Source organism: Virgibacillus salarius, from assembly GCF_039521925.1.
Classification (GTDB): Bacteria; Bacillota; Bacilli; order Bacillales; family Amphibacillaceae; genus Virgibacillus; species Virgibacillus salarius.
Window position 1 is genome coordinate 56,260 of the sequence record NZ_BAAACY010000110.1, and the last position, 17,382, is coordinate 73,641.

Sequence of the window (17,382 nt, forward strand, 5' to 3'; positions counted from 1 at the left end):
ACATGCAGCGTATTTTCTGAGCGTGTCCCTTATTGGACATGCTTTAGCTTGTAGAAATCCTAGTCTCTACAAGCTTTTTGATTAGAATAAAAATAATATAGCCACTGAATATGCGAGACGCCTTTAAAAAGAAGCATGCTTTTTCTGCGTGCAATTTATCGCTGCCGGAGTCATTTTATTCAAGAAAAAACTCCTTTCTATAAAATTCTTTTTATTCATTTCCCAGTACGTATAAGTTTAAAACTTTATAGCATTTCAAAAAATATGGAGGTGGACAATAGTGACCAAAAGGAATTATAGAATAGTAGAAATTGCTCCTATACTTACCATTAGCAAAATAATACCAAAAAAAATGGTAGCTATCGAGAAGAATAACACTCGCTCTTTTCTTATAACAAAAGATAGACAGAACAGAAACGCAGGTACTGGAAACAGAATACTTAAAGGTTCCCATTTGGTGACAAAATAGAACATTGCTAATAGGAAAGCACTATATCCGAACACGGATCTAAGTAGTAGTATTAATTTTTTATTTCCAGTTTCATGAACGCTCCACAAACCAACATAATGCTCCGTCCTATCTTTTAATGGTTGTTCATCTTCATAATAGAAATAAATAGGCTGGAGATATGGTATTTTTTGTTGCACTAAATCTTTCCCCCAAATAAATGACTTTCCCGCTATATCAAACGTGTTGTAGATATTCCTATTCTGTACAGATACTTTTGGATAAGCGGAAGTCGGGGTATGTTCTGTGTCAATGGAAAAAGTAATTCGCTGATTCTCTGTTTTCCCATAGTACGCTTTCCAAGATAAAGTTTGAATAGGAGAGAAAATGTATCTCCAGAACTGTTTTTTTACTGTAGCAGCCATACTTGTATCAACTGGTATCCAACCTTCTTGTTCCAAGTAAATTTCATTCCATACATGCGGCTGATGTTTTCCACCTGTAAACGCCCCTACCATTACACGGCAAGGGATACCAATAGCACGACAAAGGGCTGCATATAGAAAAGAAAATTCACCACAATCTCCGTTCTTATCTTTGAGGAAATGTGTAACCCCCCTAGCTTTTGGAGGAAATTTATAGTTATAATGCTTGACGATATAAAAAAACAGTAATTTTGTTTGTTCTTTTGGATTTGTTTCACTTCTAATGACATTGAAAGCGATGTGCCTTACTTCTTCGTTTACACAAACCATAGGTGTCGACCTTAAAAAGAAATTTTTTTCTTCTTGGGTCAATTCTGGCAGAATATCTTCTGTTTTGCTTAACAGCTCTATCTCGTAAGATGCTTTCATTGTTTCACCAGATTCAATTTTATAGAAACTAATCTGATTACCAATCATATCTTCATTTTCTTGAACGGGTAATGATTTCTGCTCGTTTATTATTTTCTGATACCTCGTCTCTGGTGGAGATGCTAGCCATAGGTATACATTAGCAGAAGTAGAATTAAAATATTGAAAAGTATAGGTTACCTTATTTTTCAAAGTTTCACCTGCTTTTTACTTATTTTTATATCAATATCGATTAACTTTTATCATGGATCCTACAAGAATCACCTTCACATCCTCCAACTGGAAGTATTTTTCGCTTACTTGCCAACCAGTCATATAACCTAGACCCCACCCCCACCCAAATAAACAGTTTAAGCAAGGGGACCGCGGGCCATAAAAATGGGACTTGTTTAGCTATACGTAATATACTATCTATTCCTTCTTCTATTACACCATTTATTATGATAATGGTGTGCATTCGTTTTTCCACTTTTTCATATTCTAAGCCGTATTCATTTAAAACAGCTATATTTCTAGTAGACTCATATTGAAGACGACGGAAACAATCCATTTTTGCTAGTATTTTCATGCTTCTTGTGCAAACAGGGCACCAAGTATCATAAAAAACAAGGACACGATTCTTTTCTTTAGACTTGTTCGATCTGTTCAACTTCATATTGCTTCCCCTTTCTGAGCCTTAATTTGGATAATAATCTTTTCACAGCTGTGTATGCTCGTTCATACTCTTCATTTTTCAGTAAAACAAGTTGTATGGAAATCATTGTCGCAGAAAAAGTAAACAATCCCATCACTATCGCAATGCCTATATGCATAGCAATAATATTAAAGATGGCAATATATCTAGTGTAGCGATTGAATAATAAAAATGGATATGTTATTTGCGCAAAAATAGCTCCATATGCACCAATCAGTAATAAAAAGTCGGATGATATAATTAACTCCTTAAAAAACGGATGGGTGTATTCGTCTACTTGTAAGATATAGTAAAGTGCTGTACCGTTTTGCCAAACTTCTCCCATGATCTTGTGCATACCAGATGTTAAATACATAAAGGAGACTTGTATAATGGAAGCAAGAACAGCTAAATTATGAAATGCATTGAATAAAGACGGTGACAGGGTAATACTGGAAACTTTCTGTTTTCTTCTATAACCATCCACTGAAAAAAATGCTGTAGTATTTGCAAATAACAAATAAAATAGAATAATCCTCATTACATTGTCTCCACCATCTAGAATTAAAACATTTGCATGTTGAAGAGACCAAATAAAAATGAAGTTTAAGATAGCTGTTAGTCTTCCCATGAATCCAATAGTAAAGAAAAAAGCGATTACAACACCGATATGAAAAATGATTTCAAAGTACAGTAAGGAATCATTTAATTGATAGATAGAAAAATTATTAGTGGTAAACAGTTGTTTTGTTAAAGTTTCATGATCCTGCATCCCATTTGGTCCCCACAGAAATCTTCGTTGCCCATAATGAATAAAATAGAAATATAAGATTAATAGACCAAAAGCAATTCTAATTAAACTGGTTCCCATTAACATATGTTTTTGTGTAGATAGCTTCTCATAAATTTTATTCAAAACTTGGCATCCTCCTTTGAGTAAATGTTTGGTTTAATTTTATAATATTTAAAGCATATCCATAAAAAGCCCTTACGAATGAAAATGACGTGATTTAAAATAGTTAGAATTAATTAATCACATCTTTTATGTGACGTGTTCTCTTACTCAGATTACCCGGGTACCTCTGGCGATAGATAACTGTTGAAAATGCATTAAAACACAGGAGAAACTTTTTCGAATTCTCGCCATTCAAATTCATGTATATTTGTTTTATTTTTAAAGGTTGGATTGCTCTGTTCCGAATAAGGTGTAGCCTCTGTTTGTCTAACGATTAATTGTGTACGTGCTATATCTTCTCCAGGATATAAACTGCTTACGTAAGATTGAGCATAACGATTTAATATGTCAATCCCATCTTCTCTTTGCTCTTTTATCATTTCATTATCCAGAATATAGTCAAAATCTTCCTTATTTAATTTTTTTTCTTCTACTTTTTCAGATAGCTTCATGGTTATGTCATCTTTTTGATGAAGGGCAGTAAAAGCGCCTCGCTGAATTCTAACTAAACGATTATAAGGTGTAAAACGATTTTTATAGTTCTTTTCAATCATAAAAGACGTTAAATTAATCCATTCTGTTGTCTCTCCATTAGCCAATTCTGCACGTACTAGGAATTGGTTGTTCGTACTTGCTGGATTGGGAGCAAATAATCTCCAGTTCTGTGAAAACAAAGGTTCCATATATCCATTTATTATAAATCCGAATTTTGCTTTTACAGGATTAAAAGGGGCTAAATAAATAGCGGTAAATAAAAAATGTATGGAAAACAAAATAATAGAAAATATTATAATAATTTTTTTCAACATAATATCACCTCTATCTATTGGACGATTGTCCCATGTTTTGGGACAATCGCCTTTTATTTAATGTAAATATTTATTGATCAAAAACCACTTTAATATTTTCATAACCAGTCGGGCTTGCATTCATTGCACTGCCTCCTAATGCATCATATGCATCAGCACCGGCTTTAGCTGTAAACCCTCCAACAAAAGCTGTTGCTGCAACACGCGAAGCTTGCATTGCATAAGCTCCTGCAGCTGCTGGAGTTGCTTCAGGAGACACTTCATTGTTAGAAGCTAATTCAGTCTGGACAGCTGTTTGCGTTTCAATATCATCAGCACCGGCAAGGACAGATGTTGTAGCAGTACCTCCAATAAATAAACTTAATGTTAAGACTCCTGTTATTAGCTTTTTTTTCATTAAACTATTCCTCCCATTCATATTAAAAAATAAATTACCAACTACACCTACCTGTACTTATCTTGATATCTTATTCATAGATCCCCTCCTTCAAAGAGGTTGTACAAAAAGTCGATAATGAGAACATATGAATTTCTTCGTTTACTTACTACTTACCATCGAACTTCTTGTACTTTCTATCCTCCTTCTAGATAGTAATAAACCTATTTCATGTACAAAGTAACACAGGTAAAATGCAATTAATGTCATAATTTGTTGAAAACATGTAAAAAAAAGTTAATATTTTTTACACAAATTATGAGAGCAAATTTAGGTTTTATGCAGCCAGCTATTCCATAGGGGATAAGAAGGTAGTTTAGAGTAGTGGTCATGAAAGCATGGATAGCGTGAGCGAATATTCCTTACTATTGATGTACTTCCCTGTAATTCATGCCTGTCCAAGGGTACTTTTGAAAACGATTATGATTCTATTTTGAATGATCGTCTAATATTTAATAGATAGGCAGTTTTAAGTTTAAATATAAGGTTAGCATCGCTAATTAATTACAGAGGGGGCAAAAGAAAATAAGATAAAGAACATATATGATATGTTCCCATCAAAGTAAACCGATTAAAATTGTCCTTAAGATTGTGCTTAGCGTTGTAAATCTGAGTGTATAGAGGAAATATTTCACTCATTTTTTTAAAAATCATCTACATAGAACTACGGATATGTTATTACATTACTAAGTGGGTACTTCATTTGATGACAAACTACATGGTAATATACATTAGTTATTAAGATTCCACAGTTCAGGAATTGTTACAAAACGATATCCTCTCCGTTTAAGAATTGTTATCATATTTTTTAGTGATTCGACTGTTCCCGTTAGGTCCTGCGAACTATGTCCGGCACTATGCATAAGTACTATAGCTCCTGGATGAGCTAAGTTAAGCACAGTTTGAGAAATGTCTGTGTTTGAAAGTTCCTTCCAATCCTCCGTATCAATAGACCAGCCAATACCTTTATATCCCATATTACCGAGCTCTTGTACAAATTTTTCACTTATATCTCCATATGGTGCTCTGAAGAGGGTCGGACTTACTCCCGTAGCTAGTAATATTTGTTTTTCTGTACTCTTAATTTCCCATTTCATCCGATTAACACTAGTCTTTGTTAATTGAGGATGCCAAAATGAATGGTTACCAACACTATGACCATCTTCAACAATTCTCCTTGCCACATTAGGATACTTTGAAACACGTGCACCCATTAAGAAAAAGGTTGCCGGAACCCCTTCCCTTTTTAATATATCTAAAATTTTCGGGGTATACTGTTGATCAGGGCCATCATCAAAGGTTAATGCAATAACCTTTTGGTGAGTTTTCCCTTGATACATCATTATGTTCGGATAATTTATTTGCAATGGATAGTTAGATACATCTGCAATAGAAACTCTACAAAATATAATTATTGTTAATAAAGTAATATAGAAAAGTAAAGAATATCTTAACAATTTCATATCAATAAACTCATCCCCCTTACCTACTGTTTTATTATGACTATCTTAGAATATTATATTCATTATTTGGATTCGGAGTGGCTAGTGGGATTTAGAGATATTTCAAGGATAGTTAAGGAATTTTAACATCAAGGGAAACGTTTAAAAACTGATTAAAGACATACTTGATGTCGTTAGTGGTAGTACCTGTAATTGCTAAATAGTATGATCAACTCTTGCAAATAGAAAATTTCACTTTTAATTTCTTAAGTCGCTGTTTATTAATAGCTTCTTGAATATCAACATATGTAGCATTAGGGAAGACGAATTGAAGTGCATCCATCATTGCGCATATGATACCTATTTTTGATGAAGAAAATCCTTACATAAAATGGCATCACCACCTGGGGGCAGTTAATCGGTTAGGATCAAGGTCGAAGTATTAACATCATTTACTCGCGAATTACAGGTATTATAAAGAAACATAGTTGAACAATACATACACCTCCGTTTAAATATAAACACGATTAAACGAGAGAGATATGTGTGTTTATAATTACTGGTCAGAAACAACTTCATCCTCATTTGTACAAGCAAGGCATCGAAGTACCTTATCATTCCCTATGTTTCCTTCTAAAAATCCACCATGACAGTAAATAGGCTTATGGCATACCGCACAATAACCAACCATTTCTTTTTCCATCATCATCCCCCTTTTTTATATAGATAAAATACTTTAGTAGACAACACATAGACTTTATGACAAAATATTACGGTGTTGAGGCCAACTATAAAAGTATAACTGCCATTCAACATGATTGGAGGACACCATGAGCAATCGAAATAAAGGAATTATCTTACTACTTTTATCTGCATTTGGTTTTTCTATGATGGCAGCTTTTGTTAAGCTATCAGGTGATGTACCAACTGTTCAAAAAACGTTCTTTCGAAATGCTATTTCCATGATTATTGCATTTGGATTCGTCAAATATTATAAGGAACGTTTATTTGGTAAAAAAGAGAATCAAAAAATTCTCTTGCTACGATCTAGTTTAGGAGCAATTGGTATTATTTTATATTTCTATGCTATTGACCATCTTGTTCTATCTGATGCAGATATGCTAAACAAGTTAAGTCCATTTCTTACTATTATATTTGCAGCAATCTTTTTAAAAGAAAGAACACGTACTTTTCAAGTTGTTGCTATAATTATTGCCTTTATCGGAACTTTATTTATTATTAAACCAGCATTCTCGGTAGATACGATACCTTATCTCGCCGGTTTTCTTTCAGCTGTGTTTGCCGCAGGAGCATACACCGTATTACGCGTATTAGGAAGTAAAGAACAGTTTTATACAGTCGTTTTTTATTTTTCATTCTTCACGACAATGATATTGCTGCCATTCGTGCTTGTTTTTTATGAATCAATGAGCCTGCAACAATGGACATATCTACTAGCAGCTGGTGTATTTGCAACTGTTGGTCAATTCGGTATTACGATTGCATATAAATATGCTCCTGCAAAAGAAATATCCATATTCTTCTATTCTACAGTAATTTATTCGGCGTTCATCAGCATTGTTTTATTCGATCAAATTCCCGACGTTTGGAGTATAATTGGGTATATTACAATCTTCGGTGCATCATTCTATATGTTTTTAAGGAACAATGCAGTTAAATAATTGTAACATCTTTTCTAATATGTAGGTCATTTAATAGTAATACATGTTTTCCCAAAATAACAGACAATAGGTTATGGTCACTTTGTTTTATCGCATTTACTACTAAAGGGGAATAATTAATGTTTAATAATAAGATTAAAAAATATTGGAATATGTACGCTAAAGAGAATGATTTAAACATGAACCTTCCAGAAGCATGGATGTTTGGGGATGGTACCAAAGAAATGGGAGATGAATTAGGAAGTTTAGTCGTTAATGGAATCAAAACTGGAACATGCGCTGCTCATTGTGTTTATGAACTGGAAGGAGAAGAAATTCCAAAAGTTGGTCAGTATGGTATTGTATTAGACGGTGATAATAATCCATTAGCAATTATAAAATATACAAAGATCGATTTTATAAAAATGAATGAAGTATCAAGTGATTTTGCAAGATCTGAGGGCGAAGGGGATTTAAGCTATGATTATTGGTATCGTGAGCATGTCAAATTTTTCACTTGGGAATTAAGTCAGTACGGCCTTACTTTTACCCCCGACTTATTACTAGTCTGTCAAACATTTAAGGTAATGGATGTTTATAAGGATAAGATATAAATTAAAGAAGAGAAATACTTATCAAAATATAGCATGTGAATGACTCAATACTAGCGCTCATCCCCTCTACGCTAGTTAGGATTTATTGATAATGGTGAAAGGTTTGGTAAAGAAATGGCAGTCGTTAAAGTAATCACTACCTTATAGAACAATGGAGGTTCGTTCCATTGATTCGCTCCCCTATCATTTAATAAAAAAGGGCTGATTCACAGAATGAATCAAGCCCTTTTGTTACTTACTTACAGTTTCATTGTAATTGCTCTCTTCGTAGCCACATGTAGCAAGGCTTGTAAAATGGTCAGGTGCTACCTTTGCTTTCATTTTCATTGAAATATAGTAGACGAAGCCTGAAGCAATTAGTGACTGAACAGCAGGAAGACCAAAAGTAGTTACATACTGTGTCAAATAACCTAGCATTGTACCTACCACTAAAGCAATAGTAGCCATCCAGTTCCAGCCTTGATGATCTGTCCACGTACGTTTACGGATAAAAAAGAAGTCTACCATTATTACACCCGCAATTGCTGGGTACACTAATGCAGTTAAATATAAAAAGTCCATAAAATAATCAAGGATACCCGCTAATGATATGATAATAGCAACGACTGTACCAGCAAAGGTGAGCAACGCTCTTCCCTTATTGGAATTCACATTTAACATATTAGACAATGCTAATCCCATACTATAATTGTTAACCAATTGACTCGTCCATGTGGCAAACCAGAGGATTAAAAATCCCCACACTGGAAACCCTAGATTCAACATTACATTAACAATATCTGCTTCCCCAACTCCAACAGACATAACAGCTCCTACAATAAATAGCGGAAGGCCTATGATGGCAATACCTGCAGGAATAAGTGCATTATCCTTTATTGTTGGTTTAGCATATCGTGTATAATCTGAAGCAATAACCCACTGAGATACATTTACACCAATAACTAAACTAATAGCTGCAAATATCCCCATCGAAGGGGCTGGATTCCAATTGGAGATTGTTTCCCACCCTGTATTTCTTAATGCAAAATAAATTCCCGCTCCAATTAGAAGAAGTCCAGCAGGAACAGCAATATAATCTGTCCATTTCATGGAACTATACCCAATAATAGAGGGTATAGCAAAAAGCAAACCCGCTATCGCCGTTATACATGCCCATAGCCCCCATTGTGTGGTGTAATCAATTCCAAACATCGCAGATATCGCATTACCTGCCACAGATGTCTGTACGGCCCACCATCCAAGCGAGACTACAAAAATAGTTAAACCTACAATAAACCTTGCTTGCATCGCACCAAAACTAGTTCGGGCTATAACAGATGAGGAACGTCCTGTTTTTGCACCAATATAACCTTGTAATGCATTTCCTATCCATTGTATACCAAATAGAGCTACTAAAAGAATAAAGAAGGTTTCCCCAAGTCCAAAGCTACCCGCAAGTGTAGCTCCGACCATTAATACTGGTATCGTAAATTCAAGACCACCAAATATCATTGCTGGAGTCATCCAATGCTGACGTTGATCGATTGGAACTGCTTGTAGAGCATTATCTTGTTCTATTGCTTTCCCTTTTTTCTCATTCAATTGTATCCACCCCTAATAATTCAATATTCTGAAAAAAATCTGTAAAACAATAGTAGAAAAGATGCTTTCCTTTCTACTTATTGTTTACTTTCCTTTTACTGTTCATTTACAAGTAACCAGACTATTTCACAGGGAGCATCACTATTATTTATTGCCCAATGCTCCTCACCTGCTGGGATGAAAGTTGCAGCAGATTCTCCAACTTCAAAGGCTTCCCCGCCACTTTCACCAGCTATTTTTCCTTTTACAATAACGGAATATTCATGTTCAAAATGAGAGGAAACACCCACTACAGGTACCCGTTCACCAGGTGCAATAATAGCTGTGCCAAACTTCACAGTTTTTTCTTTGTTTGTAAATAAAGTCGTTAATCCTAATTTTTTGAGACCATCTTCTTTTATTTTCATATCTACTCCGCCTTCCAGCTATCTTCTGTTTGCTGATTCTTTATAATCAAACGTTTGAGGGTCAATGCTAACTCCAAATACATGCTCTGCCTCTTCCACGGTGTAATATTCATTTTTCACATCACGAACAACTTGTTCAGCTGGCCGTTTCATTGGGTCACCATATCCACCACCAGTAGCAGTCATTAGTTTTAACACGTCATTTTTCTGAAGTTGATAGCGCGGGTAAACACCAAAAGGTCCATCGATATCTCCGTTCGCTTTATGGATATAAAACTCATTTAATGATCCATCTTGTCCACCATTTATCCCCCATAGCCGATACTTATTACGTCCAAATGTGACCGTAGCTGATTGCTCATCTGTTAATGCTCTATATGATCGAATAACACCCTTACCGCCGATATATTGTCCAGCCCCAGATCCATCAATACGTAAACTATATTCATCAATCATGACACCGTATCTTGTTTCCGCGACCTCGACCGGGACATTATATGTCTCACCATCTAACACACAGAACTGTCCGCTTGCACCATCCTGTCCTTCAGCTCCCCCCCAGCCACCAACAGAAGGTTCTACAATCAAAAATGGTTCCTCCGTGTCATGATGCTTTCCAGTTAAAGTAACAGCACATACAGATAATAAATGAGCTGCTGCTAATTTATCAGGTATGTGTGGAGCTAAGGCTTTCCAAATTAAATCTGTACAACCTAGCATTGTCTCAAAATAATTAGAAGTAGGAGCTGGTCTTTCTGCTGACATAATCGACTTATCATCTACAATTATTTCTAATGGACGAAAAACCCCATCATTCACATTTTGATCTGGATTTGTTATAGCTAAAAAAATGGTTCTTACCGCTGACGCTAGTCCAGTAAACGAGCAATTGACCGGACCTGGAACTTGAGGACTGCTACCCCTGAAGTCACAAGTAAACGCATCCTCCGTGATTGTAACCTTTACTTGAATCGGAAATGGTCCATTTCCAATTCCATCTGTTTCTACATAACCGCTTGCTGTATAGGTCCCCTTCGGCAATTTGGTGAGCTCTTGTCTTGAGATCGTTTCACCGTGATCCAACTGGCTACGAATAGCGGAAACAATTAGTTCTTTACCATGCTTTTCACATAATTCAACAACACGTTTCTCGCCGGTTTTAAGGGCAGCTACTTGAGCCCACATATCTCCTAATGATAGATCAGGAAATCGCACATTCGCCTTTATCATTTCAACCAGTGGTTCATTTAATTTCCCAGCATCAAATAGTTTCAATGAAGGGAACTGTAAACCCTCTTGAAAAATATCTCTCGAATCATTGGTGAATGATCCCGGATCCTTTCCTCCCACTTCTGTCCAATGCGCTTTATTTGCCGAAAAAGCAATTACCTCCCCGTCATAGAAAATTGGCATAACTAAGCCTACATCAGATAGATGGGAACCTCCACCACCATATGGATCATTGACAATAATAATATCCCCCGGATGCAGATTACCAGTCTCCCCGTATTTCTCTACCGTTTGTTTAACCATAAAGGAAAGCATTCCTATAAAGCCAGTTACTCCATTCCCTTGAGTAAGCAATTGTCCTTTTGCATCCGTCAATCCACTAGCATAATCTAAAACCTCATAGATAATCGGACTCATAGAGGTTTTGGCTAAGGCGATAAACATTTCATCTCCAGTAGCTAGCAAAGAATCTTTGACGATTTCCAATGTAAATGGATCTATTTTTGTTTCATTAGATAACATTTACTTCGCCCCCGTTTCTATTATTAAATTCCCATAATCATCTACCGTTAAGGATTGTCCTTGATAAACTACCGTAACCGCCGCTTTTTCTTCGACAATAGCTGGTCCATATATCGGGTTGTTAATAGGCAGTTTTTCACGCTGGTACACATCGGTTTTCTTCCAGCCCTTGGGATCTTCAAAATAGACATCTCTTGTTTCTATTTTTGCTTCTTGTAATGATGTATGACGCTTTATTTTCTTTATAGAAGGCTTGGCTACTTTTCCAAAAGCAGTAACATGCAAATTAACCATTTCAATTTCTGTATCTGGTAATTGGAAGGTATAGTTCTGCTCATGTAACGTATGGAATGCATCAATAATCTTCTTGACATCCTTTTCCGACCAATTACCAGCTGGAACTGGGACTTTGACAGTGTGCTCCTGGCCAAGGTAACGCATATCTGCAAAGCGATGAAATAGTACATCATTTTTCGGAATTCCTTCATTAGCAAATTGATCATAAGCCGACTGCTCCATTATATGCCATTCTTGATGCAACGCTTGTAGGTCTAACTTATTTATTCGTTTAATATACGTTTTAATATAGTCGTGACGGAGATTAGTCATTAACATCCCCCAAGCTGAAAACACTGGTGATGCTATTGGAATGACTACTTTTTTGACACCTAGCTCTTTTGCCAGCGCTGTTGCATGCATGGAACCACCGCCTCCAAAAGCTACTAATGTAAAATCTTGTGGATTGTGCCCCTTTCGAATGGAAATTAACTTTAATGCATTTAACATATTAGAATTTGCTATACGAATAATTCCTAATGCTGCTTCCTCAGCCGTCATCATTAAAGGATTGGCGATTTTTTCTTCCATAACCTTTTGTACAGCTTCCATATCAACTGGAAAGTCAAAATTTTCCGGAGAAAGACGTCCTGTTAATACATTCGCATCTGTTGTAGTTGGTTCTGTCCCCCCCTGTCCATAACAAACGGGTCCAGGCAGAGCTCCAGCTGATTCAGGTCCGACTTTTAGTGAACCGGCCTCGTCCATCCAAGCAATGGAGCCTCCTCCATTTCCGATTTCCACGATATCCACTACCGGTGCTTTAATCGGATACCCTGCAGTACGATCATTTCGTTCTATATAATAATTGGTAGATACTTTCACTTCGCCATTTTCGATGAGTGAGCATTTAGCCGTGGTACCACCAATATCAAAAGCTATTACATTTTTTTCTCCTATAATCTCTCCCAGCACAGCAGCGCCATATATTCCTGCAACAGGTCCAGATTCCACCATATTAATCGGTGTTTTTTTTGCTTCGTCAAAGGTCGTGGTTCCGCCATTCGATTGCATAATAAAGTTGTTACTATTCGTATTAAATTCCGTCAATTTGCGATGTAATTTATTAATGTATGATGTTGCTGTTGGCTGGACATATGCATTTAAAGCGGTCGTATTCGTTCTCTCGTATTCCCTCCACTCCTTCGTTACTTCATGCGATGCTGACACGGCAACCTCTGGCCATAACTCCTTGATCAACTTGACTGTCTCCATTTCATGTTCTGGATTCACATAGGAATGTAAGTAGGTGACTGCGATTGCCTCTACCTGCTCACGCTTAAAATATTCGATTGCTGTTTTAACCTGTTCGCGGTTTAAAGCTGTTTGAACCTCTCCTTTATAATTAAGGCGTTCATCCACTTCCCTCCGCAAATAACGCTCAATAAATGGCTCTGGTTTTTTGTAGCGAATATTAAATAAATCAGGACGATTACCACGAGCGATTTCCAAGACATCACGAAATCCTTTTGTAGTAATGAGACCCGTTTTGGCACCCTTTCTTTCCGTTAGAGCATTTATAATTACAGTAGTTCCATGTATAAAAGTTTCGATTGCTTCTTTATCCATGTTACTTTTTTCTAATACATCGATAACTCCCTGCTCAAAGTCAGGAGGAGTAGTATGGCTTTTGGCAACTTCTACTTTTCCATCTTCATCAACATAAACTAAATCCGTAAACGTTCCTCCAATATCTGTTGCTACCCTCATAGTATTACCGCCCTTTCTAAATGAATTAGTTATTTAAAAAATCACTGGTGTTAGTACACACAATAAAACAGCATCTTCATTCGTTGGATTCTTCCACTGATGGACTTTTACAGAAGGAAAATGAATCGAATCTCCTTCATTAAGGATATACTCCTTCTCCTCTACCTTAAAAATCACCACCCCTTTTACTATGTAATAAAGCTCTTCCCCAGGATGACTGAACTTTTCAATAAATGTTTTATTGGGTGGAAGAGTTACCATCATTGGCTCCATTTTACGGTCAGGAAATTTCCCCGCTAATCTTACATGCGTTACATTAGACCCCTCTAGCTTGAACGGCTTTTGATCTTCCTTGTGCACAGCATAATTGTAATTTTCTATTTCATGGAAGAAATAAGAAATATTAATTTGAAACGCGTCAGCAATTTTTTTTAGCGACGTAATCGCAAGAGATGAGGAACCTCTCTCTATTTGGGATAAAAAACTAACCGAAAGCTCTGTAGCTTCACTTAAGTCCTTCAATGTCATTTCCTTTTCTAAACGTAAACTCTTAATCTTTTTGTGAATATGCTCCATTTTTGAATATTCCAACTCCTATAATTACACTTTTACTGTATTTATTTTACTTATACTATATTTTTTCTTATCCTATCAAAATAATTTTGTAATTGCAAGAAAACTTTTTATTTTTGTAAATGTTATACTTGATTCTGATTTCAAATTCCACGCTTCCTTATTTCAAGAAAAAAGCCTGAATTCCTTATCTGTTAAGGAATTCAGGCTACATTCTTATAACTTTATTATTTTGTAGTCTAGTAAACATTTCCAGCATCCTGTTACATATTCGGTAGAAAAATATATTTATACAGTAGAATATTTTAATGGTTAGCTTAGCTAACATCTAATTTTGAAATCTTCCATTTACCATCTATCTTCGTAAAAGTAAAGACCATATCTAACCTTCCATGTAATTCACATTGGTGATTGGAGGTCAGTTGGTAAGTGTTTTGATTTATCTTTTTTAACGAATATGGATTATCCTTAATAAACTTCGGATGACCGTCCTGTGGAATTAAATATAACGCGTCTTCTCCCTCATTCACATAGTCGCTCCATAAGCTTCTGGCAACTTCACTAATCATAAAATCGGAGAATTCTTTATAAAGCTGCTCTTTTGTTTTGATTGTTTTAAATTTATATCCAACATATTCTTCATAAAGCTTACTCTGGTCTACATTCGGTTCAATGATATCATACATTTGATTATACTTATTTAATACTGGTATAAAGACAGCTTCACTAACCATATCCTGTTCTTTTTTTGTATCTAGCTTATTTTCTTGCTTTTCATCACTTTCTTTTAAACGATCATCTTGGACTTCATATTTCTCTACTTCATCTATAGAAGTTTTTAGCTTATCAGTTGAATCATCTACATTCATTTCTTGATTGTTTTGCTTCGACGTTTCATAAGCAAGCACAACGGTTTCTTTCTCTTTAATATTGCTTACATGTTCTCGATGCAATGCATTTCCTTGCTGTATATTTTCATCTTTTATCACATTCTCTTGTGTACCACAGCCCGCAGCCAAAAATAAGAAGAATAACATACTGATTAGAATATTTCTCAAATTTAACACCCTTCCTTTTCTATCTACTAATTAGACGTATGAACGCACTATAATGTTTCAATTATATTACAAAAATATTTCTTTTGTGTAACGGTGTGTTTAAATTAAAGTATTCTATACCATTATATTTCGGTTCTTACTCGTAATATTCCTTTATTCCAGTTTGTTCAAACAGAGAAAAAAGAACTACTCACAATAGTAGCTCCTGTTAACAAAAGGGCCTATACTCTCTTTATCCATATCTCAATCCATGAAGAAAATGGTATTTGCATCTGTAATGTTAGTTAAGGTAACTAGATTCACAATACAAAACAGAGTTCGCTACATGTTGAAACTAGATAGTCCAATCGAACTGAATAATACTAAACAAGCAATTACACTCTAATCATCTGCCAGTACTTGATAAAAACAATTGCTCCACTATTGCCTTTCTACATGCGGAAGTAGTCTCATCAAAAACGTTGTCACACCAACACTAAACTAAAAATGTTCCCCTAGAGGCTTTTTTAATAAATCAACAATAATCCTTTCTATAGGTACAAACTTATATGTATTTATTGTTTCCTACTGGTACAATAACCTTCTTTCAATTTCTCTTCATAGTTGTTATAGGAAGGGTTTTTTATGCCATTATGATGATAAATTCAAGAGAACATAAAGCAAAATAATTCTTTGTGTTAAAATAAATTTTATCTGGATTTTAATTTTAAAATGAGAACAAAAATTCCGATTTTGTTTGGTTATTAGTACTAACTAATGAAACTTATTCCTAATTAAATCGTACCTATAGATACAAAAAAATGAAGATTGTTTAATTTCTATTAATGATCTTAAATGGAGGGATTAATGTAGTGAAAAGGTCAATCGAAATGTGTCTTTTTGAGGAGGAAGATATCAAAACTGTACAAGAATGGTTTAATGATCACGAGATTCAAAACCGTTTAGAGGGAATGTTACCTCTAATGGAATGGTTTAATAATATAAAAGAGAATACCCAATATTTTGTATGGCTCACCCTTGAATGTAATCAACCAGTAGGTATAGTTATGGTAGAAATAGAAGATGATTGTACAGGCAGTATTGCACTTGCTGTGAAACCGTCTCTCCGTAATAAAGGGTATGGAAGGCTAATTATTGAAAAAACAATGCTTTTGCCAGATATGCAATCTATTAAGAGATGGTATGCAGGAATCGAAGAAGATAATGTCGCTTGTTTGAAATGTTTTGAATCAGTCGGATTTGCATTGCAACATACACAGCCTGATAAACACGGTTTTTACTTACTAATTCATTATTAATCCCCCCACCTAGGACTGAGCATATTTTCTACTTTATTGCTTTTTTGGTGTTAGGTCGAAAATGCAACAACTCTATTTTCAATGGATATCTTGCTTACTACTGTAATATGAAAAACTACTAAATGTACATAATTTATTTAGAAGATTTCAAAAACTATATCAAATAAACTTATATAGGTACCACCCCGGTACATGAAGACCAAAACAAGATTCTATTCCAAGTACAGTGCTACTGCTCCGCTTTAAAAGTGAATAATTATTGTTCGTTTATCTGATTATACTTATTTAAATAATTTACTAATTTTGTACCATCCAAAAATTTAATGTTAATTCCCGTGTTCAAAACCATATTACTTCATTTTTATCGTGTTTATTAGTTTTTCATTAGATATATGTTTATCTTAAAGGATACGATTAACTAAAGAGAAGTTTGGTTCAACAAAAAATCAAAATTTTAAAAATAATGTTATCAAATCAACCAGAAAACCGTTATTTAGAGTCAAAATAACGGTTTTGTTCCTTGTTGTTAATATAAAACATTCAGCGCTTTTATTTATGTCGAATAGCTGTTTAATTGACTTTAATAGATCATTAAAAAACACCATGCATAAAATTCCAAGTATCATTAGATAATCGGTTGAACTCTCAATAAATATGCTAATAAATAGTATAATTACCCCTATATAAAAACCCGGATCAGAAAATTGTGACCGTCAAGTAAAATGACACAATTTCTGCTTATTAATTTGAAACACTTTACTGCCCAAATATGGTT

Annotated in this window: 16 protein-coding genes and 1 pseudogene; 4 read left to right on the forward strand and 13 right to left on the reverse strand. The window is 35.0% G+C overall.

Features of this window, described 5'->3' with window-relative positions; translation table 11 throughout:
• Positions 1–294 precede the first annotated feature (294 nt).
• The 7 genes from ABDZ84_RS14505 to ABDZ84_RS14535 form a co-directional block, all read right to left on the reverse strand.
• A complete protein-coding gene (locus tag ABDZ84_RS14505; protein ID WP_166530761.1) occupies positions 295–1,494 on the reverse strand; it encodes a transglutaminase-like domain-containing protein in 1,200 nt (399 codons plus the stop codon).
• Between the two features lie 40 nt (positions 1,495–1,534).
• A complete protein-coding gene (locus ABDZ84_RS14510; RefSeq protein ID WP_121604915.1) occupies positions 1,535–1,957 on the reverse strand; it encodes a thiol-disulfide oxidoreductase DCC family protein in 423 nt (140 codons plus the stop codon).
• Positions 1,929–2,891 carry an HTTM domain-containing protein gene (locus ABDZ84_RS14515; RefSeq protein WP_166530762.1) on the reverse strand — a complete coding sequence of 321 codons (963 nt, stop codon included), beginning with the start codon at positions 2,889–2,891 and terminating at the stop codon, positions 1,929–1,931. The genes ABDZ84_RS14510 and ABDZ84_RS14515 overlap by 29 nt, the downstream gene beginning before the upstream one ends.
• A gap of 194 nt (positions 2,892–3,085) precedes the next feature.
• A complete protein-coding gene (locus tag ABDZ84_RS14520) occupies positions 3,086–3,736 on the reverse strand; it encodes a DUF5819 family protein (RefSeq protein ID WP_166530763.1) in 651 nt (216 codons plus the stop codon).
• A gap of 73 nt (positions 3,737–3,809) precedes the next feature.
• Positions 3,810–4,136, reverse strand: a complete 327-nt coding sequence (locus tag ABDZ84_RS14525; protein WP_121604912.1) for a hypothetical protein — start codon at positions 4,134–4,136, stop codon at positions 3,810–3,812.
• A 770-nt stretch (positions 4,137–4,906) separates the two neighbouring features.
• Positions 4,907–5,638, reverse strand: coding sequence for a polysaccharide deacetylase family protein (locus tag ABDZ84_RS14530; RefSeq protein ID WP_281949180.1), 732 nt, complete (start codon positions 5,636–5,638; stop codon positions 4,907–4,909).
• A gap of 535 nt (positions 5,639–6,173) precedes the next feature.
• Positions 6,174–6,320 carry a hypothetical protein gene (locus tag ABDZ84_RS14535; protein WP_200862596.1) on the reverse strand — a complete coding sequence of 49 codons (147 nt, stop codon included), beginning with the start codon at positions 6,318–6,320 and terminating at the stop codon, positions 6,174–6,176.
• Between the two features lie 127 nt (positions 6,321–6,447).
• Here ABDZ84_RS14535 and ABDZ84_RS14540 point away from each other — a divergent pair, with 127 nt between their 5' ends.
• The 3 genes and pseudogenes from ABDZ84_RS14540 to ABDZ84_RS21510 form a co-directional block, all read left to right on the forward strand.
• Entirely contained in the window at positions 6,448–7,299 is an 852-nt protein-coding gene (locus ABDZ84_RS14540) for a DMT family transporter (RefSeq protein ID WP_121604909.1), read from the forward strand.
• Positions 7,300–7,418: 119 nt separating this feature from the next.
• Entirely contained in the window at positions 7,419–7,892 is a 474-nt protein-coding gene (locus ABDZ84_RS14545) for an ASCH domain-containing protein (RefSeq protein ID WP_343782020.1), read from the forward strand.
• 46 nt (positions 7,893–7,938) lie between these two features.
• A pseudogene (locus ABDZ84_RS21510) lies at positions 7,939–8,039 on the forward strand (GNAT family N-acetyltransferase); the annotation flags it as partial.
• Positions 8,040–8,123: 84 nt separating this feature from the next.
• On the opposite strand, the gene ABDZ84_RS14550 reads toward ABDZ84_RS21510, so the two are convergent.
• The 6 genes from ABDZ84_RS14550 to ABDZ84_RS14575 form a co-directional block, all read right to left on the reverse strand.
• On the reverse strand, positions 8,124–9,473 hold the full coding sequence (locus ABDZ84_RS14550) for a purine-cytosine permease family protein (protein WP_026683016.1): 1,350 nt from the start codon (positions 9,471–9,473) through the stop codon (positions 8,124–8,126).
• 95 nt (positions 9,474–9,568) lie between these two features.
• Entirely contained in the window at positions 9,569–9,880 is a 312-nt protein-coding gene (locus ABDZ84_RS14555) for a cupin domain-containing protein (protein ID WP_026683015.1), read from the reverse strand.
• Positions 9,881–9,898: 18 nt separating this feature from the next.
• Positions 9,899–11,632 (reverse strand): hydantoinase B/oxoprolinase family protein, encoded by a 1,734-nt coding sequence (locus tag ABDZ84_RS14560; RefSeq protein ID WP_026683014.1) that lies wholly within the window; start codon positions 11,630–11,632, stop codon positions 9,899–9,901.
• Positions 11,633–13,678, reverse strand: a complete 2,046-nt coding sequence (locus ABDZ84_RS14565; RefSeq protein WP_343782024.1) for a hydantoinase/oxoprolinase family protein — start codon at positions 13,676–13,678, stop codon at positions 11,633–11,635.
• Positions 13,679–13,711: 33 nt separating this feature from the next.
• A complete protein-coding gene (locus tag ABDZ84_RS14570) occupies positions 13,712–14,254 on the reverse strand; it encodes a helix-turn-helix domain-containing protein (RefSeq protein ID WP_026683012.1) in 543 nt (180 codons plus the stop codon).
• Between the two features lie 314 nt (positions 14,255–14,568).
• Complete coding sequence (locus ABDZ84_RS14575; RefSeq protein WP_121604905.1) at positions 14,569–15,309, reverse strand: hypothetical protein; 741 nt, start codon at positions 15,307–15,309, stop codon at positions 14,569–14,571.
• 851 nt (positions 15,310–16,160) lie between these two features.
• Here ABDZ84_RS14575 and ABDZ84_RS14580 point away from each other — a divergent pair.
• Entirely contained in the window at positions 16,161–16,607 is a 447-nt protein-coding gene (locus tag ABDZ84_RS14580; RefSeq protein ID WP_343782027.1) for a GNAT family N-acetyltransferase, read from the forward strand.
• Positions 16,608–17,382: the final 775 nt, after the last annotated feature.